Source organism: Prauserella marina, assembly GCF_002240355.1.
Lineage (GTDB): Bacteria > Actinomycetota > Actinomycetes > Mycobacteriales > Pseudonocardiaceae > Prauserella_A > Prauserella_A marina.
This window is the reverse complement of sequence record NZ_CP016353.1, coordinates 2,138,995-2,162,050: the sequence shown is the minus strand read 5'-3', so window position 1 is coordinate 2,162,050 and position 23,056 is coordinate 2,138,995. Positions and strand designations below refer to the sequence as shown.

The following is a 23,056-nucleotide window of genomic DNA, read 5'->3' as shown; positions in this document are numbered from 1 at the left end:
CTAGCCGGGCGCGGCGGTCGATGCTCGCACGTGCAGTCGCGGCGGCGGGTCGGAGATGATCGTCTGCCGCGCTCGTGGCGGTTCGGACAGGAGCAACCGGACGGCGGTCTCGCCCATTTCCCGCAGTGGCAGGCTGACCGTGGTCAGCGACGGCACGAGATGCTCGCTGATCCAGGTGTCGTGCACGGCGGCGATCGACAGCTCGGCGGGCACCGCGATGTCCAGTTCGGCGGCTGCCCTGAGCATCCCGATACCGATGAGCGAGTTTCCGCCGATGAGCGCGGTGGGCCGGTCACCAGGGCCGTCCCACCGGGTGGCCAGCTCGCGCAGCCCGGCCCTGCCCGCCTCGGCCGACCACGTGAGATGGACGGTGTCCTCCTCGCGCAGGATCGCCCCGGCCTCGGCGAGCGCTTCGCGCACGCCGTTGGTCCTGAGCACGTTCGTCGGCGACTCGTAAGGCCCCGAGATGAGCCCGATCCTGGTGTGCCCGAGCGCCAGCAGGTACTCGGTGAGCATCCTCGTCGCGGCACCCTCGTCGGGAGCCACGAGCGGGGCGACGGTGCCGGTCAGCTTCGGCGGCGCGTTGACGATGACGGTCGGCAGCGCGCGGGCGATCTCCGCGATGTGCTGATCGAATTCGCCGTGCCCACCCTGGACGATCAGCCCGTCGACCCGTTTGCCGTTGACGAGGATCCGGTATGCCTCCTCGTCGGTGAGCAGTTCGTCGACGTCGCCGAGCACGAGGAAGTAGTTGTTCGCGGCGGCCTCGGTGCGCGCGCCCTGTAGCAGGTCGAGATAGATGGGACTGGACAGGTTGTGCACGACGAGACCGAGCAGGCCCGTCCGCCGCTGGCGGAGGGTTTTCGCGGCGATGTTGGGAACGTAGCCGAGTTGCTCGGCGGCTTCGAGAACCCGTGCCTTGGTCTCCGGGGTGGCCCTGACCAACGGATCGGCGTTGAGAATGCGGGATGCCAGCGGAGCGGAAACCCGCGCGGCGGCGGCGACGTCGGCGAGCCGGACGTCGCCGCTCTGCCGTCGCGGCCTGCCCTGTTGCTTCGAAGTGCGTCCCGTCATGCCTCAACTATGCCTGCCGGGTCCCGGCCGGGACTATCCCGGCTGCCCGGTCACCGCTCCTCCCGCGCGGCCGCGGTTCGCGGCGCCACGAGCGCGCGCGTCTCCGGCAGCAGGAACATGCCGAGCGCGGCCAGCGCCATCAGCACGAGGCAGTAGAGCGCGACGAGCCAGTAGGCTCCGCCCGCCACCTCGGTCAGCGCGGCGGCGACGAAGGGCAGCGTGCCGCCGACGAGCGCGCCGGTGATCTCCCTGCTGAACGTCACACCGGTGTAGCGGTAGCGCACGTCGAACAGTTCGGACATGAAGCCCGACTGCGCGGCGAGCATCGCGTCGTTGCACAGCGTGAAGATGAGCACGAGCCCGATCCAGACCAGCACCGGGGTTCCGGTGTTGAGCAGGAAGAAGAACGGGTAGATGAGCACGGCCGCGCCGATGGCTCCACTGAGGAACACCGGCCGTCTGCCGAACCGGTCCGAGAGCCAGCCCGCGACCGGGATCGTCAGCAGCTTGAGGAAGTTGCCGATCATGATCCCGGTGAGCCCGATCCATTCGGGAGCGCCGACCACCGAAGCCAGGTAGGTCAGGGCGTAGACCGAGGGAAGGTAGCTGGCCACGTTGGGGCCGATACTGGCGAGCATCGCGAACGGGATCTTGCGGCCGGAGGAGCGGAACAGCTCCGAAAGCGGCACCCTCGGAACGTCCTTTTTCTCCTTGGAGCCCTCGAACTCGGGGCTCTCCGGAACGCGAAGGCGGATCACGACGCCCGCGACGCACACCAGGATGCTGGCGATGAACGCCACCCGCCATCCCCAGGACAGGAACGCCTCCCGTGACATGGTGGTGTTCAGCAACGTCAGCACACCGGTCGCCAGCAGGGCTCCCGCGGCGTTGCCTGCGCCAGGAAGTGCCGCGTTCAGCCCGCGCGAGGAGGTCTGGGAATGTTCGGCGGCCAGCAATGTGGCGCCCGCGTACTCGCCACCGGCACCGAACCCCTGGAGGATTCTCAACACGATCAGCAGTACGGGAGCCGCGACGCCGATCGAGGCGTAGTTCGGGATGAATCCGATGAGCGCCGAGGAGATCCCCATCAGAACCAGGGTGAGGAACAGCATCTGGCGGCGCCCGTACCGGTCACCGAGGATGCCGATGATCACCCCGCCGACGGGCCGCGCGAAGAACCCCACCGCGAAGGTCGCGAACGAGGCCAGCGTCGCCAAAAACGGGTCACCCGAAGGGAAGAAGACCGCGGGGAACACGACCGCGCTCGCTGTCGCGTAGAGGGAGAAGTCGTACCATTCCAGCGCCGTGCCTACGGTCGCCCCGATGGTCGCCTTGTTGATTCGAAACGTCATTGTTTCCCGCTCATCCTTTCAGTGCGAGCCGGACGGAGACGGTGACCGGTACCGGCTGCCCCTCGCCGTCGACGGCGGTGCCCGCCAGCCGTAAGAAGCCGCCGAAATGTCCTACCCGGACGAAGGCCGTGCCGGTGAGTTCCAGCTCGGTACCCTCGTCCAGCCACCGGATGCCGTCCGGGCTCACCTGCACGCGGAGCGTGAGTGCCGTCCCTGGCGCGAGGTCGTGCGTCTCGACGAAGAAGATGGCCTCGTCCGCCCAGCCGCACTCGTACGGATGGGTCTCGACGACGTCGTCGAAGCGCTGCCGCAACTCGACGACGGAGGTGTAGAAGTTCTTCACGAGTCTTCCCTCTTCTCCGCGGAAATGACGACGGAGTCCACGAAAAGCGAGACGCGCCGGTCGGTGTCGGCCTCGACGAAGAACACCGGGTTCAGCAGGCCCTCGATGTCGTTGTATGCCCGCGCCAGCGTGGGACGCGCTCCCTCGGGAAAGGTCAGCAGCCGGTTTCCCACCTGGAACCGCTCGTAGGAGCGAGTTTCGAGATCGACGGTAAGCGAAAGCGGCATCCAGTTCAGCTTGTCGTCGGACTCGTTGTAGATGAGATGCTGCCTGCCGTCGGCGAACCAGGTCGTGGCGACGGTCGAACCGTCGGCGCGGCGAGCACCGAACCATTGTGGATCGATCCCCGCCTTGTGCCACCCGTCCGTCCCGTAGCTCCATTGTTCGTCGGTGACCTCGGCAGGACTGTAGAACTGCCAGCGCCGCACCGGTTCACCGGCCACGGCGTTCACATACCGCACGCCCGGCATGTAGCGGTGCACCTCGTCCTGTAGGTCGACGAAGAGCCCGAACGCCCGCACGTCGTTCACTCCGAGGCCGGGCCGGTCCTGTTCGGCCTTGTAGGCCACGAGCGCCTCGATCCGCACGCGCCGGACCCCAGGCGGGACGGCGAGCCGTTTGATCGCCAGCCCCATCGACCCCGGGGCGGGCGGCTGGTCCGGCGGCGCCGCCGAGGCCCGACTGGACACTTTGAGCGAATAGGTGCCCTGCGCGGAGCCATGGGTGCCACCGAAGGCGAACGTCGCCGAGCTGAGCATCGCCGGTCCCCAATGGATCAGATCGATGTCGTCGGAATGCTCGCGGAAGCCGGGGGCGACGAAGTTCGGACGCAGGTCGAGCCATCCGCTCATTCCCCTGTCGAAGTCGTCGGCGACCAGGACATGTGGAAGGGGATTGAAGAAGCCGGTGCTTGTCATATCTCTCTCGAAGGGTAAGTCTTCGTGAACAATCGATTTATCATGAGTACATTGGGGACCATACGTCAAGCCCGGCCGACCCGAGCACGTGATTGACCCCACACCGCAACACGCCGACGGCGCGTGACCACAAAGGAGTACCGATGACGAACAGTGGTGGCGTGCACACGCCGACGTACGACCGAGCGGAGGTCAGCGCGGGGATCCTGCACTTCGGAGTCGGGAACTTCCACCGGTCGCACCAGGCCGCCTACCTCGACCGGCTGCTGCGGCAGGGCAAGGCACGCGACTGGGGAATCGTCGGGGTCGGCCTGTTCCCGCGCGACGAGCGGCTGGGCGAGATCCTGCGTGCCCAGGACTTCACCTACACGCTCGTCGAACTCGGCGGCGACGGCCACCGGACCGCGACCCGCATCGCCTCGATCGTCGACTTCCTGCACGCACCGTCCGAACCGGACCGGGTGCGGGAACACCTTGCCTCACCCGGCATTCGCATCGTGTCGCTGACCATCACCGAGGGCGGCTACAACACCTCCGACGTCACGGGCGAATTCGATACCGCCGACCCCGGCATTCTCGCGGACGTGGGCGCGCGGAATCCCCGTACCGTTTTCGGGATCCTCGCCGAGGGACTGCACCTGCGCCGCGAAAGGGGGCTCGCGCCGTTCACCGTGGTCTCCTGCGACAACGTGCCCGGTAACGGCGAAGTCACCCGCCGTGCGCTGGTCGCGTTCGCGCGGCTGGCCTACGGCGAGGAATTCGCCGGCTGGATCGAGGACACGGTGTCCTTTCCGGACAGTATGGTCGACCGCATCACCCCGGTGACCACCGACGCCGAGCGCGCGCTGGTGCGCGACACGTTCGGCATCGAAGACGGCTGGCCCGTCGTCTGCGAACCGTTCACCCAATGGGTCTTCGAAGACGACTTCCCTCTCGGCAGGCCACCGTGGGAGGACGCGGGTGCGCAACCCGTCGCCGACGTCGCCCCTTACGAGCTCATGAAGATCCGCCTGCTCAACGGCAGTCACCAGGCCATCGCGCACACCGGGCTGCTGCGCGGTCACACCTACGTCCACGAGGCCATGGCGGACCCGGAGGTCACCGGGCTCGTCCGGCGTTACCTCGCCGAAGCGGTCCGCACGTTGCGTCCCGTTCCCGGCATCGACCTCGATCAGTACCTGACCGAACTCACGGAGCGATTCGCCAACCCGAACATCCGCGACACGCTCGCCAGGATCGCCACCGACGCCAGTGACCGGCTGCCGAAGTTCCTCGTGCCCGTCGCGACGCGACTGTCCCGCGAGGGCGAGCCCGCACCGGCGTCGGCGAGCGTGCTCGCCGCGTGGGCCGTCCGAACGGTAAGGAACCTGAGCGAGGGAGGACCGCTCGACGACAGGCAAGCCGAACGCCTCGCCGCTGCCGCGCGGGCCGCCGGCACCGACCCCGCCGGGTTCCTCGGAAACCGGGAATGGTTCGGCGACCTCGGCGACGACAAGCGCTTCACGGCCGACTTCCGCGCTGCCTACGACTACTACGGTCGCGGCTGAACTCCGCCACTGCCATGGAGTTCCCTCAATCGCCGGATCCGAGCATAATGTCGCGAATCAGGACTCATCGAGGGGAACTCATGTCCTACACGACCTCGCGCGACGGGACCCGCATCAGCTACGACATTCTCGGTCGCCGAGGCCCGGCGCTCGTGCTCGTCGGTGGCGGGCTGGACGACGGCGGTGAGAACATCCCGCTCGGCGAATGGCTGGCCTCGCGCTTCACGGTAGTCAACTACAGCCGCCGGGGCCGCGGCGGCAGCGGCGACACCGCACCTTACGCGGTACAACGCGAGATCGAGGATCTCGCCGCCGTCATCGAAGCCACGGGAAGCGGTCCGGCCCACCTCTTCGGAGCTTCATCCGGCGGTGCGCTCGCTCTCGAAGCGACCGCCGCCGGACTTCCGATCAACCGGGTCGCCGTCCACGAGGTGCCCTATCAGACCACTGAGGACATGGTCGCCGCCTGGCACGACTACACTCGCGAACTCGCCGACACGCTGTACGCGGGCGACATGGCAGGTGCGCTACGACTGTTCATGCGCCTGGCCGGCGCTTCCGGCGAACAAATCACAGCCGCGGAATCCACGCCGATGTGGCCGGGTCTGCTCTCCCTCGCCCCGACACTCCGCTACGACGCCGCCTGCATCGGCGCCGGTCCCCCACCCCGCGACCGGCTGGCCCGAGTGACCCAACCGGTGTTGCTGACCACCAGTATCGCGGGCGATGTCCACATGGCTGGGCTGCCCGCCGACTACTTCGGCAGTGCGGCGGACGCCGCTGCCGCCTGCCTGCCCTCGGGACAGCACGTCACGATTCCCGCCACCGGGCACGTCGCCGATCCGGCTCACCTCGGCCCCGTCCTCACGGCGTTCTTTCTTGAGAAGGAGTGACCGCACGGCACGCCGGTGAAACCGAGGTCAGGCCGAGGCGGTGTACCCGGCGTCGGCGACGACGACCTGCCCGGTGATCGCCGAGGCGCCGGGCGAAGCCAGATACGTGACCACGGAGGCGATTTCGTCCGGGTCGATCAGCCTGCTCTGAGGAACCTGCGAGCGCCATTCGTCGAGGACTTCGGGCGCGGACGAACCGACGTTGCGCAGGATCGGGGTGTCGGTGTAGCCGGGAGCCACGGCGTTGACGCGGATCCCGCGCGGCGCCCATTCGACCCCGAGTGTCCTGGTCAGCGCGATGATCCCAGCCTTGCTCACGTCGTAGGCGACGTGCCGTTCGGGGCGGCCGGCCAGCAATGCCGCGATCGAGGAGATGTTGACGATCGCGCCGCCGCTTTCCAGGTGACGGCCGAATTCGCGCGAGGCGAAGAACGCTCCGGTCAGGTTGACCCCGATGATGCGATGCCACTCCTCGTCGCTGTGGTCGAGAGTCGGGGTGTCGTTGCTGATCCCCGCGTTGTTGACGAGGATGTCCACGCGTCCATGGCGCTCGACGGTGGTCTTCGCGGCGGCCGCGACCGACGCGGGGTCGGTGACGTCCAGCGCGACCGTCCCCGGATCGCCGGTATTCAGGTCGCCGACGACGACCGTCGCTCCCTCTTCGGCGAGCCGCGCGCTGATCGCGGCGCCGATACCCTGCGCTCCCCCTGTCACGAAGGCGACTTTGCCGGTGAGAGTGTCAGTCACGGTTGTTCCTTTCCAGTTCCATCAATCGTTCGTCGCGCCACCGGACGCGCTCGTCCCATTCGGCAAGCGGCAGCATCGCGCGGCGCTGGGCCACCGCGCGGGCCACGAGCTCCAGTGTCCACGGGTCGTGCTGACCCCGCTCGGCTCCCATCCGTTCGTAGGAAGGACCCATCTTCTCGGCGTGCGCGCCGATCCCGCCCCGCGTGTTGAGGTCGGCGGTTTCGAAGGGGCCGACGACCGACCACCTGCGGCCGAGCCCGAGCCGCACCACGCTGTCGATGTCCTCGACATCGGCGACACCGTCGCGCAACAGGCAGTACGCCTCCCTCAGCAGCGCGCCCTGGAGCCGGTTGAACACGAATCCCTCGACCTCGCGGCGAAGCTCGACCGGCCGCAAACCCGCCGCCCTGTACACAGTGGACGCTCGCTCGACGATGCCTTGTTCCGTTTCGGGCGAGGGAACGACCTCGATGACGGGCAACAGGTAGGGCGGATTACCGGGATGTCCGATCAGGATCCGTCCCGCCGAGGCAAGCCCCTCGGCGAGCACACTCGCCGGGATGGCCGAACTCGAACTGGCGAGCACGACCTCAGGTCCGGTGAGCGTGGTGACCTTGGCGAACAGCTCCCGTTTCACCTCGGCTCGTTCCGGAGCGCATTCCTGCACCAGACCTGCGCCGTCCACGGCGTCGGCGACGCTCGGCACGAACGCGACCCGCGCGGCGACGACACCGGGTTCCTCGTCCAGCAACCCGTGCTGGCGCAGCCGCGTCAACCGGTCACGCAGGTCGTGTCCCGCCCTGGCCGGTGCGGCCGGGTCCGGATCCCACACCCTGACCGGAAACCCCGCCCTTGAGAACACGATCGCGAACGCCACCCCGATGGATCCCGCGCCCAGCACGGCTACCGTGTTCGCGGGGCTCACACTGTCCACGGTGACCTGTCGTCGGCGTAGCCGCGTTCGAGAATCGCCACAATGCTGCCGTGGTCGAGTTCCCTGGGGTTGTTGGCGGTCAGCCGGGTCGCCAGCAACGCCTGCTCGGCGACCTTGTCGAAGTGCCGTGGTTCGAGGCCGAGGTCCTTGAGGTTCAGTGGGCAACCGAGCGTGCCGAGCAGGTCCTCGATCCGCCGGATCCCCTCGTGTGCCTGGGCTTCCGGGCTCGCCTCCTGCGTTGCAACTCCCAGTATCCGGCCGATCTCGGCGAATTCGGCGACCCGTTCCGGCAGGTTGAACCGCATGACGTACGGCAAGAGCGCACCGACACCGAGCCCGTGCGCGGTGTGGGTCAGCGCCCCGATCGGTGACTGGATCGCGTGCGCCCCAGCTGTTCCCGCCGTGTTGATCGCCATTCCCGCGCTGAAGGCCGCCCGCATGGTGTCCGCGCGCGCCCCCAGATCGGAAGGATCGGCCACCACACGCGCGAAGGACGTGTTGACCAGCGCGAGACCTTCCCTGCAATAGAGGTCGGTCAGCAGGTTCTTCCCAATGTAGAGATGGTCCTCGATCTCGCGCGGCGACGGGTTCTTCGCTCGACCGGTGAAGGCTTCGACGAGATGACTGAGCGCGTCGGCTCCGGTCGCGGTGGTGAGGCCGGGCGGGCAGGTGAGCGTCAGTTCCGGGTCGATCACCGCGGCCGCTGCTTCGAGGTGCGGGCTCGCCACGCCGATCTTCATGCCCTTGTCCGGGTCGAACACCACCGAGATACAGGTGACCTCGGCCCCGGTGCCCGCGGTGGTGGGCACGGTGATCAACGGAGAACCGGGTCCTGGCACCATGTTCTCGCCGTAGAGCTCGCCCACGTCGCCACCGCGCGCAAGCAGGATCGCGGCGAGCTTGGCGAAGTCGAGCACGCTGCCGCCACCGATGCCGACCACGACGTCGAATCGTGCTCCCGCGTGGACCTCGGCCACGTCGAGCAGGTTGCCGCGAGGCAGGTCAGGTTCGACCTTCGAGTACACGCTGACCTCGATTCCCCTGCCCCGCATCGCCTCGGCGAGTTCATGGAAGACCGGCTCGCCCGCCATGCGCTCGTCGGTGCACAACAGCGCCCGGTCGCCATGGGCGGCGACGAGCGCGGGCAGCTGCCTGCGCTGTCCAGGTCCGAACAGGACGGTCGAGGGCTGGCGGAGCAGTCCCAGGCCGAGTTCGTTGCCGCCGCTCATGCGCCGATCGCCTCCGTCTCGTCGACCGTGATGGCCAGATACTTGGGTTCGAGGAATTCGTAGATACCGTCGTGCCCGCCCTCCCGGCCGAGCCCTGACGCCTTGGTCCCGCCGAACGCGGCGGCCGGATCGGCCATGATGCCCCTGTTGACCCCGACCATGCCGAAGTCGAGCTTCTCGGCGATCGCCACCGCGCGAGAAACGTCGCGAGTGAACAGATAGGCCGCGAGCCCGTAGTCGCTGTCGTTGGCGAACTCCACCGCCTCCCGCACCGACGCTACGGTGTAGATCGCGGCGAGCGGGGCGAACAGTTCCTCCCCGCACAGTTCGCGGTCGCGCGAGTCCACGCGCAGCACCGTCGGTTCGAAGAAGCTGCCTGGACCATCGACCGGTTCCCCGCCGAGCAGAACCTCTGCGCCCTGGTCACGGAACCTGCCGACGAGCCGCACCACCCTGTCGCGCTGCCGTTCGCTGATGATCGGGCCGACGTCCACTCCCTCGCCGAATCCGTTGCCCACCCGCAGTTCCCGCGCGCGGGCCAGGAACTTCTCGGTGAACTCGGCCGCGACGTCAGAGTGCAGGATGATCCGGTTGGCCGCGACACACGCCTGCCCCGCGTTGCGGAACTTGCACACGATCGCTTGCTCCACGGCGAGGTCGACGTCGGCGTCGGCGAGCACGACGAACGGGCCGTCACCGCCCAGTTCCATCGAGGCGTTGACGATGTTGCCCGCCGCCTTGCGCAGCAGATGACTGCCTACCCCCGTCGAGCCGGTGAAACTGATCTTGCGCAATCGCCGGTCGTCCATCACGGCGTCGGAGATCGCCGGGGACGTCGTCGTGTGCAGCAGGTTCACCACGCCTGCGGGGAATCCGGCTTCGTGCAGGGTCTGTACGAACAGCGCGCCGGTCAAGGGTGTCTCCTGCGCGCTCTTCATCACCGCCGTGCACCCCGCCGCCAGCGCCGCGCCCGCTTTGCGCGCTGACATCAGCAACGGGAAGTTCCACGGCGTGATGAGCAGGCTCGGGCCGACCGGCTGGTGGGTCGTGACGATCCGGTACCCGCCTGGCGAACCGTGCGCGTAGGTGCCGTGCAGATGAGCGACTTGTTCGGCGTACCACTGGAAAAACCCGGCGGACAGCGCGAACTCGGCCCGCGATTCGGCGAGCGGCTTGCCGCTTTCGGCGGTCATGACGACCGCGAAGTCCTCCGCGCGTTCGGTCAGCAACCGGTGTGCCGCATGGAAAAGGTCCGCGCGAGCGCGCGGCGCCCACGCTGCCCACGCGTCCTGTGCCGCGGCGGCCGCGTCGAGTGCTTCGACCGCTTCGGTGCCGGTGGCGTCGGCGACCTCGGCGATGACCTTTCCGGTCGCCGGGTCGGTGACATCGAAGGTCTTCACCCCGGCGCGCCAGGCGCCGTCGATGTAGAGGCCGGTCGGTACGACCCGGCCATGGACCACCGTGGAACTCATCGAGTGTCCTTTCTGGAATGCTCAGCGAGCGGTGTAGCCACCGTCCAGCGGGAGGTTGACGCCGGTCACCCAGCCCGCTTCGTCGGAGGCGAGGTACAGCACGCCATAGGCCACGTCGATGGGCAAACCGAGGCGTCGCAGCGACTGGTTGGCCGTCATCATTTCCTCGTACGCGGGCAGGCCGCCCGGGTATTCGGCGGCGATACCGTCGACGAGCGGCGTGCGGACCGTGCCGGGATGCACGGAGTTGACCCGGATGCCGTACCTGCCGTACGTCGCGGCGTCCTGGCGGGTCTGCATGGTCACCGCGCCTTTGGCGACGTGGTAGGTGGTGAACTCGTCGTTGCCGATGAGGCCGTAGATCGAGGAGAAGTTGACGATGCTGCCTCTCCGGTTCCCGATCATGTGCCGCACCGCGTGTTTGGTGCAGAAGAACACGCCCTTGACGTCGACGGCGAACAACGCGTCGAACTCCGCTTCGGTCACCTCGTGCGTCGGTTTGTCGGGGCCGATGACCCCGGCGCAGTTGACGAGGATGTCGAGCGCGCCCCAGCGCGAGACCACCTCGCCGAACACCGTCTCGATCCGCCGCTCGTCGCTGACGTCGAGGTGCCAGTACCGGGCTTCTCCGCCGTCGGCGGTGATGGCCGCCGCGGCTTGTTCTCCCGCCTCGTCACCGATGTCGACCAGCGCGACCGCCGCGCCTTCGGCCGCGAACAACTCGGCGGTGACCCTGCCCATGCCCGAGGAGGCTCCGGTGATGATCGCGGTCTTTCCCGCGAGCCTGCCGGTCATGCCCGCACCTGGAGGTCGGCGCGAAACGAGCGGTACTCGTCCTGTTCCGCCGCACGGCAAAACTCCTGATAGACCTGGCCGCCGCCCATGTAGACCTGGAAGGCTTTCGGCTTGCCCGGAACGTTCTTGCCGAGGAACCACGCGCCGGCCTTTTCTCCTTCGGAACTCATGACGGTCGCCTCGCCCGCACGTTCGCATTCCTCGACCCACCACTGCTCGGACTCGGCTGTCGCCTCGATCAGGGGAACATCGTTGTCACGGGCCCAGGAGAGCAGGCGTTGCAGCCATTGCGCGCCGAGCTGGATGGGCACGGGAAGGTTCGAGTAGGGCGTCTGCGGACCCAGTGACATGAAGAAGTTCGGGAAGCCGTGCACCGAGATCCCGAGATTGGTGCGCAAGCCTTCCCGGTCCCACTTGTCGCGCAGCACGATCCCGTCGCGGCCGACGATGTCGATCGTGGTCAGCGTTCCGGTCATCGCGTCGAAGCCGGTGGCGACGATGAGCACGTCCAGTTCGTACTCGCGCTCCCCCACTTTCAGGCCGCGCGGCGTCACCTCGGTGATCGGCGTGGTCTTGACGTCGACGAGGTGGACGTTGTCCCTGTTGAACGTGGCGTAGTAGTCGTGCCCGGTAGGCACCCGCTTGCCATTGAACGAGTAGTTCTTGGGACACAACAGTTCCGCGGTGTCCGGATCGCGCACGATCTCGCGGATCTTGCCCCGGATGAACTCCGAGGCCAGTTCGCTGGCCTCGTGGTTGGAGGCCAGGTCGGTGAAACACTCGTTGGCGAAGTGGAAGCCGCCCTCCTCCCACTTGCTTTCGAAGATCTCGCGCCGCTGGTCCTCACCGACCTCCAAGGCGCTGTAGCGGGCGGGTTCCATTGCCACGCCGAAAGGATGTCCAGCCGCCTGCTCGAAGATCTCGTCGTAGTTCTCGCGCACGTGCCGCATCTGCTCGGGCGAGACCTGCTCGTTGGTGGTCTCCACGACGTAGTTCGGCGTGCGCTGGAAGACGAAGAACTCACCGGCCTGTTTGGCGACGACGGGCACGACCTGGATGCCGGACGCGCCGAGCCCGATCAGGCCGACCCGCTTGCCTGCCAGGTCCGCGCCCTCGCGCGGCCAGTCCGCGGTGTGATAGCACTCGCCGGTGAACGACTCGATGCCGGGGATCGCCGGGTAGACCGGCTGGGACAGCACACCCATACCGCTGAGCAGATAGGTTCCGGTGAGGGTGCGGCCGTCCTCCAATTCGACCGTCCACTTTCCACTGTCCTCGTCCCAGACTGCCGAGCTGACCCTGGACCGGAGCTGAATGTCCTTGCGCAGATCGAGCCGGTCGGCGACGAAGTTGAGGTATGCCAGCACTTCCTTGCCACCGGGGTAGCGCTCGCTCCACGTCCACTCCTCGCGAACCTCCTTGGAGAAGGAGAACGAGTAGTAGTGGAACTCGCTGTCGGTGCGGACTCCGGGATACCGGTTGGCCTGCCACGTGCCGCCGACGCCATCGCTCGCTTCGACGACGGCGCAGTCGAGCCCGATCTCGCGCAGGTGATGCAGCAGGGCGAGACCGGAGAATCCGGCGCCGATGATCACGGCGTCGAAAGCTGATCGTTGAGTCATGTCGTGTCCTCGTGGAGTGTGCTGGTCAGTGCTTGATCAGGAGTGGTAGCCGGCCGCGTACCAGGCGGCCATCGCGGCGATCTCGGCGTCGGCGCGCTCGTGCCGTCCGGCCAGGAACGGGTAGACGTGCTGCTGCCCTTCGCCGACGGAGAACGTCACGTCGACACCGCACTTCTGGGCAAGGCGGTGCAGCCGGACGCTGTCGTCGAAGAGGGATTCGACGTCTCCGGCACAGATGTAGAGGCGGGGAAAGCCGGTGAGGTCGGCGAGCAGCGGGTTCACGAAGGGATCGACCGGGCTGGCGCCGCCGCTGAGGTAGCGATCGATGTTGGCCTGTAAGCCTTCGCGCGTGATGAGGAAGTCGGTCGCGTCGTTGATGTCGATCGTGGCGCCGCTGTTCTCCATGTCGAGCCACGGGGACATCGTCAGCACCTGGCGTGGCAGCGCCCTTCCGGCCGCCATCAGCCGCAGTGCCACCGCGATCGCCAGGTTTCCGCCCGCGCTGTCGCCGACCAGCGTGATGTCACCGATGTCGTGGCCGGAGGCGAGCAGCCCGTCGACGACGCTCAGTCCATCCTCGACGGCGGCGGGGTAGGGATGTTCCGGAGCCAGCCGGAAATCGGCGACGAACGCCTCGACGCCACACGCCTTCGCCAGATGCCCCGCCAGTTTGCGGTGGCTCGCCGACGAACCGAGCGCGAACCCGCCGCCGTGCAGGACGACAAGGACCCGCGAGGTGTTCGCGTCGTGCGGGCGCACCCTGATGCCGGGCACGCCGCCGATCTCGGTGTGCTGGTAGGTCACGGATTCGGGTTCGGCGGTGGCGCGCTGCCAGTCGTCGAACAGGATCCGCAGCAACCTGGTCGACATCTCCGGCTGCGCTGCCATCTCAACGGCCCACTGGGCGTAGATCTCGCCGAGGAGGTCGCGGGGTTCGGGTCGCGTCATACCGACGAGACTGACCCGGCCACCGCGCCGGTGGCGAGGGCCGTCGCAAAATGCGACACCGCGCTCTCACAGTGACACACTCGGCCGCCCCGCTCGTGCCCAACACTCGACGTATGCCTCGCCTCACAGGAAAAATCGCCGTCGTCACCGGATCCGGCCGCGGCATCGGCAGGGCCATCGCCACGGCGTTCGCCCGCGAAGGAGCCACCGTCATCGCCACCGGTCGCGGGGAATCCTGCGACTACTCGGCCGACGGACTCGAATACGAGCGGCTTGACGTGTCCAATCCGGACGACTGGGAACGCGTGATCGGTGGTGTCGCCGACCGGCACGGCCGGGTCGACGTACTGGCCAACAATGCCGGGATCATCACCTACGAACCGGTTCAGGAACTCACCGTCGAGGACTGGAACCAGGTGGTGGCGGTCAATCAGACCGGGACCTGGCTCGGCATGCGCGCGGTGATCCCGCACATGCTCGCGGGTGGCGGCGGCTCGATCATCAACGTCTCGTCGATCTGGGGCACCGCCGCCGTGGCCGGCGCGCACGCCTACCACGCCACCAAGGGCGCGGTGCGCACGATGTCGAAGAACGCGGCCATCACCCACGCCAAGGACGGAATCCGGGTCAACTCGCTGCATCCAGGATTCATCGCGACGCCGCTCACCGACTCACAGGACCCCGCGGTGAACGACTACGTCGTCGGCCAGACCCCGATGGGCCGCCCCGGACAGCCGGAGGAAATCGCCAACGGCGCCGTCTTTCTCGCCTCCGGCGAATCCACGTTCATGACCGGCGCGGAACTCGTCATCGACGGCGGGTATCTCGCGCAGTGAACGGCCCTCAGCTCACCAGCCGGTACGCCTTGATCTTCCGGTAGACGGTCGCCCTGGAAACGCCGAGGATCTGCGCGGCCTTCGCCCGGTTGCCGTTCGCTTCACGCAAGGCTTTCCTGATGGCTTCGAGTTCGACCTGTTCGATCATCGTCAGCGATCTCGCCGCCCTGATCGTCGGCGGCAGGTCCGCGGGCGACACCACACCGTCCCCGCCGCCGAGCTGCGCGATGACCGTGCGCAGTTCCTTCAGGTTCCCCGGCCAGCGATATGCCTTGAGCAGTTCGAGGCATTCCTGGTCGGGGAAGAAGCCGGGCGAGGCCGCGAAATGCCGCCACAGCGCGGGCAGGTCGCCGACGCGCTCGGCAAGCGCGGGAACCCACACGACCGGTGCCGCGTATTTCAGGCCGAACGCCTCGGCGTCTTCACGGGCATCGGCGGTGAGGGTGACGAGCACCGGCCTGCTGCGCTGCGTCTGCTCCAGCAGCGTGCGCATCCCGTCGAGCAGCGCGGGTTCGAGGGTCTGCGCTCCGCGCACCACGAGGTCGCCGGGAGCCTCCAGCCGCCTGCCGAGTTCGGCGAGCCATTCCCGCTTGCCGAGAACGTGGCGCTGGGCGGCGTCGAAGACCTGTCCGCGCGTCTGAGCGTCCTGCTGAACGGGACGGCCGAGCGCCAGTGACACCTTGCCGGCGCCGGAGCGCCCCGCCACGATCACCGGCGTCGCCGACGCGCGGGACCGCTCGATCTCCCTGTGGGTGGCGAGCCAGTCCGGATCCCGGCCGATCAACCTGCGTGGTGGCGCGATCACGGTATGTGTCCGCGCCGGGCTGTGCTGCTCCTCGACCACGGCGACCGCGTTGCCCGGCTCGACGACCGTCACGTGCACCATCGCTGGTCCCGTCGTCAATTCGACGACCTGACGGCCCGGCCCCTTCGCCTCGGCGCACAGTTCCTGGAGCCGGTCCAGGTCCTCCGGCACGAGCCGCCCCGACTGGGAATTCTGGATGAGCAGGCCCGCCGATCCGAACACGACCACCGGCTCGGTCCTGACCCTGCTGAGTTCGAGGAAGGTGTCGAAAGCCCTGCGCGCCGCCGGTTGCTGCATGTCCAGCACCTGCGCTTCGAGCCGCTGGGTCACGCTGTCGAGCAGTGGCCGCAGCAGGTCGGTCCTGGGAGTGACGTCACAGGACAGGGTCACCACGGCGAGCAGGCTGCCCGTCATCGGATGCCGGACGGGCGCGCCCGTGCACACGGCGTCACGGTAGAACTCCGCGAAGTGTTCGCCGCCCCTGATCTGGACGCTGCGCCCCGAGGCGGCGACAGTGCCGACCCCGTTGGTACCGACGCTGTCCTCGGACAGCACCGCCCCGCGTACCGTGCCGATCCGGTCGAGGTGCGCGGCGGCGGTGCGGTCGCCGCACCACCTGTGCAGGATCCGGCCGCGCGAGTCGGCCAGCAGCACGCCGAGCCCGGTACCCGCGACGCTGTCGGAGAACCTGGTCAGCGGTTCCCTGAACAGATCGAGCAGGTGCGCGTCCAGTAGTTCCTCGCTGACCTGCGGGACGTCGGTGATGTTCTCGGGGGCGCCGAGCGCCGTGCGTGACCGCCGCCACGACTCGGCCAGGTGCGCGGTCTGCCTGCCAAGCGGCCTTCCGTCGCTGGGCAGCACCATTTCCTTCGCCAGCTGGATTCGATCGATTTCGGCGTTGTCCGGCACAAGGAACTCCTCGTCACGTCGAACGCGCCGCCTCGCACCGGCGACCACGTTGTCGTACCCGCAAGATACCCCGGGACGCGGGCGGGGTCAGGCGCAAGAGCTGGGCCGTCTCAATATGAGACGGCCGCTCTTCCTCCTCCGCACGGGCGGCTTCTGGCCGCTCACCTCCCCCCTGTGGGAGAAGCTGGGCGCGGTCGCCGACGCCCTGTGCCTCGACGCGGCGGAATCACCGCCTCGCGGTGACACAGCGGCAGGAGAACCGGCGCCCGGTCTATCGCGATGACGGTGCGCCTGACTGCCCTTGGGTCGGCTCACCGGACGCGAGCCCCTGGATGCGCACGGGCCCCGGCCCTTGGGTGCTGAGGGCATCGTCGGGGTTGAGCAGGAGGCAGGCTCGCATGGACAGGCAACCACATCCGATACAACCGGTGAGCTCATGTTCGAGGGTTTCGAGCTGCCGTCGGCGTTCCTCCAGCTGACGTTTCCAGCTGCGGGACACTCGTTGCCAGTCCTGGTGGGTAGGCGCGTGATCGTCCGGCAGACCAGCGAAGATGTTCGCCACATCGGTGAGAGGGATGCCAAGGCGTTTGGCGACAAGGACGAGAGAGATCCGGCGCAACATGTGTCGTGGATACAGGCGCTGGTTCGCGGAGGTGCGTTCGCTGGAGATCAGTCCCTTTCGTTCGTAGAAATGCAGTGCGGACGCGGATACCCCGGTACGCGAGATCACCTCGCCGATGGCCAGCGGTTCGGAAGGGTCGATGTGACGGACAGGACCTGACGTGACGTCATTTCGCCGGGCCGGCATCGCGGTCACCTACCTCCCCGAGGGAGCGGTGAGGAGACGAGAAAAGCAGGACGGCGACGATCGCGGACAGCAGAAGGCAGGCGATGCCGATACCGGTCTGGGTGAGATGCCATGAGGCGGTAAACGCATCGATCTCGGCGTCGTAGCCAGGACCTCGCGCGGGGTCGAGGTCGCCCGCGGCGACGGCCGCCGCGTGGTTCGCGTCGCCGAGGCGTGCGGTGAGCACACCGATCAGGGCGGCGCTGAACGCCGCGATGACGAGGGCTTCGGCCGCGCCCCGGAGTGTGTTGAGAAAGCCTGCCGCCGTGCCGACCAGTCGCGCGGGGACGAGGCTCATGGCCTGGCCATCGGTGATGCCGAACGAGGCGCCCATGCCGACGCCGATCAGCAACAGCGGCAGGGCGACCACCGCCGTCGTGTTCTCAGCGCCGAGCGCGAGCAGGCCGAAGTTCCCCGCGACGACAAGAGCCAACGCGATCATGATCAGCAGTCGCGCGGAGACACCGCGGTTGACCAAGCTGACGGCAAGCACCGGGGCCAGTAACACTGGTGCCGTGAGCAGCAACATCGCCAGCCCGGCGGTCGCCGGAGTATGACCGGCCACCGCCTGAAGGTAGGTGGGAAGGAACACCAGCACACCGAGGAAGCCGAAAGACGTCGTCAGCGTCGCGAGGCACCAGCCCATGAACCCGCGCTCAGCGACCAGCTCAGGGGCCAGCACCGGAGCGGCGCTGCGGCGTTGGGTCACGGCGAAAGCGGCGAGTCCGACCCCGCCCCCCGCGAACGCACACAGGATCGCCGGGTGCGCCCAGCCGATCTCAGGGGCTTCCAGGAGGGCGAACATGAGCGCGCTCAGAGCGCCGACGAACAGCGCGCTTCCGATCCAGTCGGTCCGGGCTTCGCAGGCGCGAGACTCCACGAGACGCCGTGCTCCGATGGCGATGACGGCTCCGACAACCGCGAACACGACGAAGCTTCCCCTCCAGCCCGCGAGCGAGATCAATCCGCCGACCAGTGTGGGGCCCATGGCGATGCCGACGCCTGCCATGGTTCCCATGAACGCGAACGCTCGGTTGCGGGCGGCTCCGTCATAGTTCGACGCCAAGAGAGCGCCGCCCGCCGCCATGACTCCCGCGCCTCCGATACCGGAGACAATGCGCGCGACGTCGACGACCAGAATCGATGGTGCCAGCGCCGTGCCGACGAACCCCGCCGAGAACACGGCCGCCGCGATGATGAACATCCTCCTGCGGCCCGCGCGGTCAGCCGCCGCTCCGGCGACGAGCGTCATCGCCGCGAAAGCGAGGTTGTAACCGGCGACCACCCAGTTAAGTGCCGATCCCGACGCGTCGAGCTCGCGGCCCATGCTCGGCAACGCGAGCGCGGTACCCGAAATCGACATCGCCACCAAAGCGACACCGACCAATACGACGGGCAACGTCAGCCGGGAGCGCACCCGCGAAGACACGTCGCCGGGGCCAACCCGACCGGCAACAGTGGGCACCGAGGAATCCATGACTGTCCTTTCCGTCACCGACGCATTGCCCGCGACGGCTTTCACTCCATCACCTCAACCATGGTTGAGGTCAACTCCGAACGCGACACGCAAGACGGCCGGGCGTGGTAGGTGCAATGTGGACACATGACTCCGGTAGGCCGGCGGCGTGCCTGGCGCTCGGTAAGGGAATCTGCCTATCGATGTGAGGAGATACCGTGCACTTAAGCGACACCGTGCCGAGATCGGCCGCGAGACCATTGTCGAGACTTCCAGCAGGACGACTCCTTGGCCGGATAGCAGGCACTGACAACCACGCCGACTGCTACGCCAGCGGCGACAGGACGACGACGTCCACTGAGCCAGCTTCGGGGGCACGGCCAGAGGCGCCCCTAGAAAAGATGACGATGATCGCCGACGGGGAAAGCGTGCCCGCCGAACAAGCGGGCACCAGGATCGAGTGGGCCTAACGCGTCGGCATAAGAACCACATGACGCAACCACGGTTTGTGGGGTCTGCGGGGGTCGCTCCCGCAAAATTATCAACGGAACGACCTGGTCCGCGCGGTCGGCGGACACGCTGCATCAAGAACGAGTGGGCCGGGCGGGGCTCGAACCCGCGGCCAAGGGATTATGAGTCCCCTGCTCTAACCAACTGAGCTACCGGCCCCACTTCGGGGCACAGTCCGGCCACGCCCCGCGCCCGCGACTATAGCGGGTCGCCTTCCCCTGCCTCGACGATGGTGGCCAGCGCGTCGGGCCGCACCGGGATCCTGGTGACGTCCACGCCGGTGGCATCGCGGATCGCCGCCACCACGGCGGCGGGGCAGGACAGCAGCGACGGCTCCCCCACCCCGGTCAGACCGTACGGCGAGTCGTCCCGCGGAAGTTCCAAGATGTCCAGCTTGACGGCGGGCATGTCGAGCGTGGTGGGGATCAGGTAGTCGGTGAACGACGGGTTGCGGATCAGGCCGCCCTCGACCTGGATCTCCTCCATCAGCGCCAGGCCGAGGCCCTGAGCGATGCCGCCGTGCATCTGCCCCTCGACGGCGGGCGGGTTCATCGCCTTGCCCACGTCCTCGGCGCACGCGATCTCCACGACCCGCACCAGCCCGAGGTCGACGTCGACGTCCACCACCGCCCTGTGCGCCGCGAACGCGAACGCCACGTGCCCATCGCCCTGCCCGGTCTCCGGATCGATCGGGAACGTCTCCCTGTGCCGGTACACGCGCGTCTCGTCGATCACCACCTCCCCCAGCACGTCGGCGAGCCGCCACGCCCTGCCGGTCGCTGCCGAGACGACGTGTCCCTCTTCGAGCCGCAGGGCGGCCGCCGGTTCGCCGCACGCGGGGGCGACGGCCGCCAACGCGGCTTCCCTGACCGCGTCGCAGGCCGCCTTGACCGCCCCGCCCGACACCCACGTCTGTCTCGACGCCGACGACGTGCCCGCGTCGCCGACCGCCGTGTCGGCCGGCACCACGGTCACCTCTCCGACCCCCAGCTCGGTCCGCGCGATCTGCGCCTGCACCGTCACCAGACCCTGCCCGACTTCCGCGGCGGCCGTGTGCACCCACACCGCCGCCTTGCCATCCGCCACCGCGAGCCGGACCCTCGCCGTCCCATAGTCGTCGTAGCCGAGCGACTTGCAGATGTTCTTCACCGACACCCCATAGCCCACGCCCCTGCGCACGCCCTCGCCGTCGGTCGTGTTGCCCGTGCCGCCAGGGCGCAGCACATCCGAATTCTCCGCTTCCGGCAACGGCATGTCCCTGACCCTTGTCAGCAACTCGGCCACCGGCGCGGGACCGTGAATCCGCTGCCCTGTCGCCATCGCGCTGCCGGTATGCACGGCATTGCGCAACCGCAGCTCCACCGGATCCAGATTCAGCGCGGCCGCCAGTTTGTCCATTTGCGACTCGTAGCCGAAACATGCCTGCACGGCACCGAAACCCCGCATGGCGCCGCATGGCGGGTTGTTGGTGTAGACGGAGTAACTGTCGACGTGCACGGTCGGCACCTCGTAGGGTCCCGCCGCGAAACAGCCCGCGTTTCCGGTCACCGCGTGCGAGGTCGACGCGTAGGCGCCCCCGTCGAGCAGGATGCGCGCCTTGACATAGACGAGCTTTCCGTCCTTCGTCGCGCCGTGCTCGTACTCCAGCCACGCCGGATGGCGGTGCACGTGCCCGACAAAGGATTCCTCTCTGTCGTAGACCATTTTGACCGGCCTGCCGAGCCGCAGCGCGAGCAGGCACGCGTGGGCCTGCACGCTGAGGTCTTCCCTGCCTCCGAACGCCCCGCCGACACCGGACAACGTCAGCCGCACCTTGTCCTCCGGCAGCGCGAGCACGTCACACAGTTGATCGCGGTCGATGTGCAGCCATTGGGTCGAGCAGAACAGGTCGACGCCACCGTCGCCGCCCGGCACGGCAAGACACGACTCCGGACCGAGAAAAGCCTGGTCCTGCATCCCGACCTCGTAGGTCCCGGTGACGACGACGTCCGCCTCCGGAACACCGGAACCCTTGCGGATCCTGCGATGCGCGACGATGTTGCCGCCCTCGTGCAATACGGGACCGGCTCCCCGCAGCGCCGCCTCCGGATCGGTGAGCGGTTCCAGCACCTCGTACTCGACGACGATCGCCTTCGCGGCCTTGCTCGCGGTGCCGGGGTCGTCGGCCGCGACGACGGCGACCGGCTCCCCCGCATACCGCACGAGGTCGGCCGCCAGCACCGGCTGATCGCGCCGTTCCAGCCCGAACCTGTTGGTACCGGGGATGTCGTGGTGCGTCAGTACCCCGCGGACGCCCTTCATCGCCGTCGCGGCGCTGGCGTCGACTCCGAGCACGCGGGCGTGCGGATGCGGGCTGCGTATCGTGGCGCCCCACAGCATTCCCGGCGCGTCGAGGTCGGATGAGAACGCGAATTCGCCGCGTACCTTGGGTGTTCCGTCGGCACGCCGCACGGGCGCGCCGACGGTGTCGCGAACCGGATTGTCCACAGTGGTCATGTCGCCTCCGTCTTTCCGGCCGCGATCCGGACCGCGTCGAAGATCTTCTCGTAGCCGGTGCAGCGGCACAGGTTGCCCGCGAGCGCTTCTCTTAGCTCGGCGTCCGTCGGATCGGGGGTCTTGGCGAGCAGCGCGTGCGCGGCCACGACGAGACCGGGAGTGCAGAACCCGCACTGTACGGCGCCGGCACTGACGAAGGCTTCCTGTACCGGATGCGCTTCGGCACCGTCGGCGAGCCCTTCCACGGTGACGATGTCACTGCCGTCGATCTGCCCCGCCGCGACCAGGCAGGAACACACGGCCTCACCGTCGACGTACACCGTGCACGACCCGCATTCCCCTTGTTCGCATGCGTTCTTGGTTCCGGGAAGCCGGAGCCGTTCCCTCAGCAAACGCAGCAGGCTCTCCGACCCCGGAACGTCGTCCAGTGCACACCACTCGCCATTGACCGTGCAGCAGAGCTTCATGCCACCCTCCTCAGGTGCTCGTCCCACATCCGGCGAAGCGCCCGGTCCGCGAGCACCTCGATCGCCCGCTTCCGGTATCGCGCACCCGACCTGACATCGTCGATGGGCGAGCAGGCATCGGCGACGAGCGCGCCGAACTCAGCCGCCGTCCCCCTCGGCAGGGCGGCTTCGCCGTCCCAGTCCAGTGCCGCCGCCGCGAACTCCTCGGCCGCCCTGGCGCGCACCGGAGTCGGCGCAACCGCGCCACAGCCGACCGCGACCGTCCGGTTCGCGGGGTCCATTGTGGTCGCTATGGACGCCACGGCGATCACCATCGCGTTACGCGGCCCGACCTTCGCGAAGTGCTGTGGTCCCCTGCGGCGGGCGATCCTCACGCCCGCGATCAGCTCGTCCCGCTGGAGCACCGACCGCCCTGGAGCGACACAGAATTCAGTAGCGGAGACGGTCCGCGCACCCCGGGAGGACACGAGCTCGACAGTGGCGTCAGCGGCCAGCAGCGGGGGCAGCGCGTCGCCGGCCGGCGAGGCCGTGCCGAGGTTTCCGGCCAGAGTCGCCCTGTTGCGGATCTGCACCGAACCCACCGTCCGCGAAGCCGACGCCAGCGCCGGAAGCGCGTCGCCCAGTTCGGCGACGATCCTGCTGTAGGTGAGGCCAGCTCCGATGTGGACGTCGTCACCGGAGGCGTGCCATTCGGCCAGTTCGCCGATTCCCGTGAGATCGAGCATGACCGAGGGGTCCGCTCGGCCGAAGTTGACCTCCACCATGACATCGGTCCCGCCCGCGATCACCAGGGCATCGGGATACTCCGTCTTGAGCGCGCATGCCTCGGCCACCGTTCCGGGCTTGAGAAACCGCAT

20 protein-coding genes and 1 tRNA gene are annotated in these 23,056 nt (G+C 68.1%); 3 read left to right on the top strand and 18 right to left on the bottom strand.

Annotated features, from left to right (window positions below; translation table 11 throughout):
* Genes BAY61_RS10005 through BAY61_RS09990 form a run of 4 tightly spaced genes read right to left on the bottom strand, consistent with a single transcriptional unit; the run spans window position 1 to window position 3,686 of the window.
* Window positions 1–1,074, bottom strand: a complete 1,074-nt coding sequence (locus BAY61_RS10005; protein ID WP_091795449.1) for a LacI family DNA-binding transcriptional regulator — start codon at window positions 1,072–1,074, stop codon at window positions 1–3.
* Window positions 1,075–1,124: 50 nt separating this feature from the next.
* Window positions 1,125–2,426 carry an MFS transporter gene (locus tag BAY61_RS10000; protein WP_091795446.1) on the bottom strand — a complete coding sequence of 434 codons (1,302 nt, stop codon included), beginning with the start codon at window positions 2,424–2,426 and terminating at the stop codon, window positions 1,125–1,127.
* A gap of 10 nt (window positions 2,427–2,436) precedes the next feature.
* Window positions 2,437–2,769: a hypothetical protein gene (locus BAY61_RS09995; protein WP_091795444.1), complete on the bottom strand. Its 333-nt coding sequence runs from the start codon at window positions 2,767–2,769 to the stop codon at window positions 2,437–2,439.
* Complete coding sequence (locus tag BAY61_RS09990; RefSeq protein ID WP_091795442.1) at window positions 2,766–3,686, bottom strand: DUF6772 family protein; 921 nt, start codon at window positions 3,684–3,686, stop codon at window positions 2,766–2,768. Before BAY61_RS09990 ends, BAY61_RS09995 begins: the two co-directional genes overlap by 4 nt.
* Window positions 3,687–3,829: 143 nt before the next feature.
* Between BAY61_RS09990 and BAY61_RS09985 the strand changes: the two genes are divergently transcribed.
* Together BAY61_RS09985 and BAY61_RS09980 are read left to right on the top strand one after the other, a co-directional pair.
* Window positions 3,830–5,233 carry a mannitol dehydrogenase family protein gene (locus BAY61_RS09985; protein WP_091795439.1) on the top strand — a complete coding sequence of 468 codons (1,404 nt, stop codon included), beginning with the start codon at window positions 3,830–3,832 and terminating at the stop codon, window positions 5,231–5,233.
* Window positions 5,234–5,313: 80 nt separating this feature from the next.
* Window positions 5,314–6,126, top strand: coding sequence for an alpha/beta fold hydrolase (locus tag BAY61_RS09980; protein ID WP_091795437.1), 813 nt, complete (start codon window positions 5,314–5,316; stop codon window positions 6,124–6,126).
* Between the two features lie 27 nt (window positions 6,127–6,153).
* Here the strand turns inward: BAY61_RS09980 and BAY61_RS09975 are convergent, their stop codons facing one another.
* From BAY61_RS09975 to BAY61_RS09945, 7 genes are read right to left on the bottom strand one after another with little or no spacing between them, the layout of a single operon-like run.
* Window positions 6,154–6,873 (bottom strand): SDR family NAD(P)-dependent oxidoreductase, encoded by a 720-nt coding sequence (locus BAY61_RS09975; protein ID WP_091795435.1) that lies wholly within the window; start codon window positions 6,871–6,873, stop codon window positions 6,154–6,156.
* Window positions 6,866–7,798 carry a 3-hydroxyacyl-CoA dehydrogenase gene (locus tag BAY61_RS09970; RefSeq protein ID WP_091798571.1) on the bottom strand — a complete coding sequence of 311 codons (933 nt, stop codon included), beginning with the start codon at window positions 7,796–7,798 and terminating at the stop codon, window positions 6,866–6,868. The genes BAY61_RS09975 and BAY61_RS09970 overlap by 8 nt, the downstream gene beginning before the upstream one ends.
* Window positions 7,795–9,036: an iron-containing alcohol dehydrogenase gene (locus tag BAY61_RS09965; RefSeq protein WP_091795432.1), complete on the bottom strand. Its 1,242-nt coding sequence runs from the start codon at window positions 9,034–9,036 to the stop codon at window positions 7,795–7,797. Before BAY61_RS09965 ends, BAY61_RS09970 begins: the two co-directional genes overlap by 4 nt.
* A complete protein-coding gene (locus BAY61_RS09960; protein ID WP_091795430.1) occupies window positions 9,033–10,508 on the bottom strand; it encodes an NAD-dependent succinate-semialdehyde dehydrogenase in 1,476 nt (491 codons plus the stop codon). Before BAY61_RS09960 ends, BAY61_RS09965 begins: the two co-directional genes overlap by 4 nt.
* Window positions 10,509–10,529: 21 nt before the next feature.
* Window positions 10,530–11,303 (bottom strand): SDR family NAD(P)-dependent oxidoreductase, encoded by a 774-nt coding sequence (locus BAY61_RS09955; protein WP_091795427.1) that lies wholly within the window; start codon window positions 11,301–11,303, stop codon window positions 10,530–10,532.
* On the bottom strand, window positions 11,300–12,925 hold the full coding sequence (locus BAY61_RS09950; protein ID WP_091795425.1) for a flavin-containing monooxygenase: 1,626 nt from the start codon (window positions 12,923–12,925) through the stop codon (window positions 11,300–11,302). The genes BAY61_RS09955 and BAY61_RS09950 overlap by 4 nt, the downstream gene beginning before the upstream one ends.
* Before the next feature lie 36 nt (window positions 12,926–12,961).
* Entirely contained in the window at window positions 12,962–13,873 is a 912-nt protein-coding gene (locus BAY61_RS09945) for an alpha/beta hydrolase (protein ID WP_091795423.1), read from the bottom strand.
* A 113-nt stretch (window positions 13,874–13,986) separates the two neighbouring features.
* Between BAY61_RS09945 and BAY61_RS09940 the strand changes: the two genes are divergently transcribed.
* On the top strand, window positions 13,987–14,709 hold the full coding sequence (locus BAY61_RS09940) for an SDR family NAD(P)-dependent oxidoreductase (protein WP_091795420.1): 723 nt from the start codon (window positions 13,987–13,989) through the stop codon (window positions 14,707–14,709).
* A 7-nt stretch (window positions 14,710–14,716) separates the two neighbouring features.
* Here BAY61_RS09940 and BAY61_RS09935 read toward each other — a convergent pair whose 3' ends face one another.
* The 7 genes from BAY61_RS09935 to BAY61_RS09905 form a co-directional block, all read right to left on the bottom strand.
* On the bottom strand, window positions 14,717–16,423 hold the full coding sequence (locus tag BAY61_RS09935) for a sigma-54-dependent Fis family transcriptional regulator (RefSeq protein WP_091795418.1): 1,707 nt from the start codon (window positions 16,421–16,423) through the stop codon (window positions 14,717–14,719).
* A 271-nt stretch (window positions 16,424–16,694) separates the two neighbouring features.
* Window positions 16,695–17,231 (bottom strand): redox-sensitive transcriptional activator SoxR, encoded by a 537-nt coding sequence (gene soxR, locus BAY61_RS09930; protein ID WP_091798568.1) that lies wholly within the window; start codon window positions 17,229–17,231, stop codon window positions 16,695–16,697.
* Entirely contained in the window at window positions 17,212–18,747 is a 1,536-nt protein-coding gene (locus BAY61_RS09925; protein ID WP_245865955.1) for an MFS transporter, read from the bottom strand. The genes soxR and BAY61_RS09925 overlap by 20 nt, the downstream gene beginning before the upstream one ends.
* A 574-nt stretch (window positions 18,748–19,321) precedes the next feature.
* A tRNA-Ile gene (locus BAY61_RS09920) sits at window positions 19,322–19,395 on the bottom strand.
* A gap of 39 nt (window positions 19,396–19,434) precedes the next feature.
* A complete protein-coding gene (gene pucD, locus BAY61_RS09915) occupies window positions 19,435–21,732 on the bottom strand; it encodes a xanthine dehydrogenase subunit D (RefSeq protein WP_091795417.1) in 2,298 nt (765 codons plus the stop codon).
* Window positions 21,729–22,199, bottom strand: coding sequence for a (2Fe-2S)-binding protein (locus tag BAY61_RS09910; RefSeq protein ID WP_091795414.1), 471 nt, complete (start codon window positions 22,197–22,199; stop codon window positions 21,729–21,731). The genes pucD and BAY61_RS09910 overlap by 4 nt, the downstream gene beginning before the upstream one ends.
* On the bottom strand, window positions 22,196–23,056 hold the full coding sequence (locus tag BAY61_RS09905; RefSeq protein WP_091798562.1) for an FAD binding domain-containing protein: 861 nt from the start codon (window positions 23,054–23,056) through the stop codon (window positions 22,196–22,198). The genes BAY61_RS09910 and BAY61_RS09905 overlap by 4 nt, the downstream gene beginning before the upstream one ends.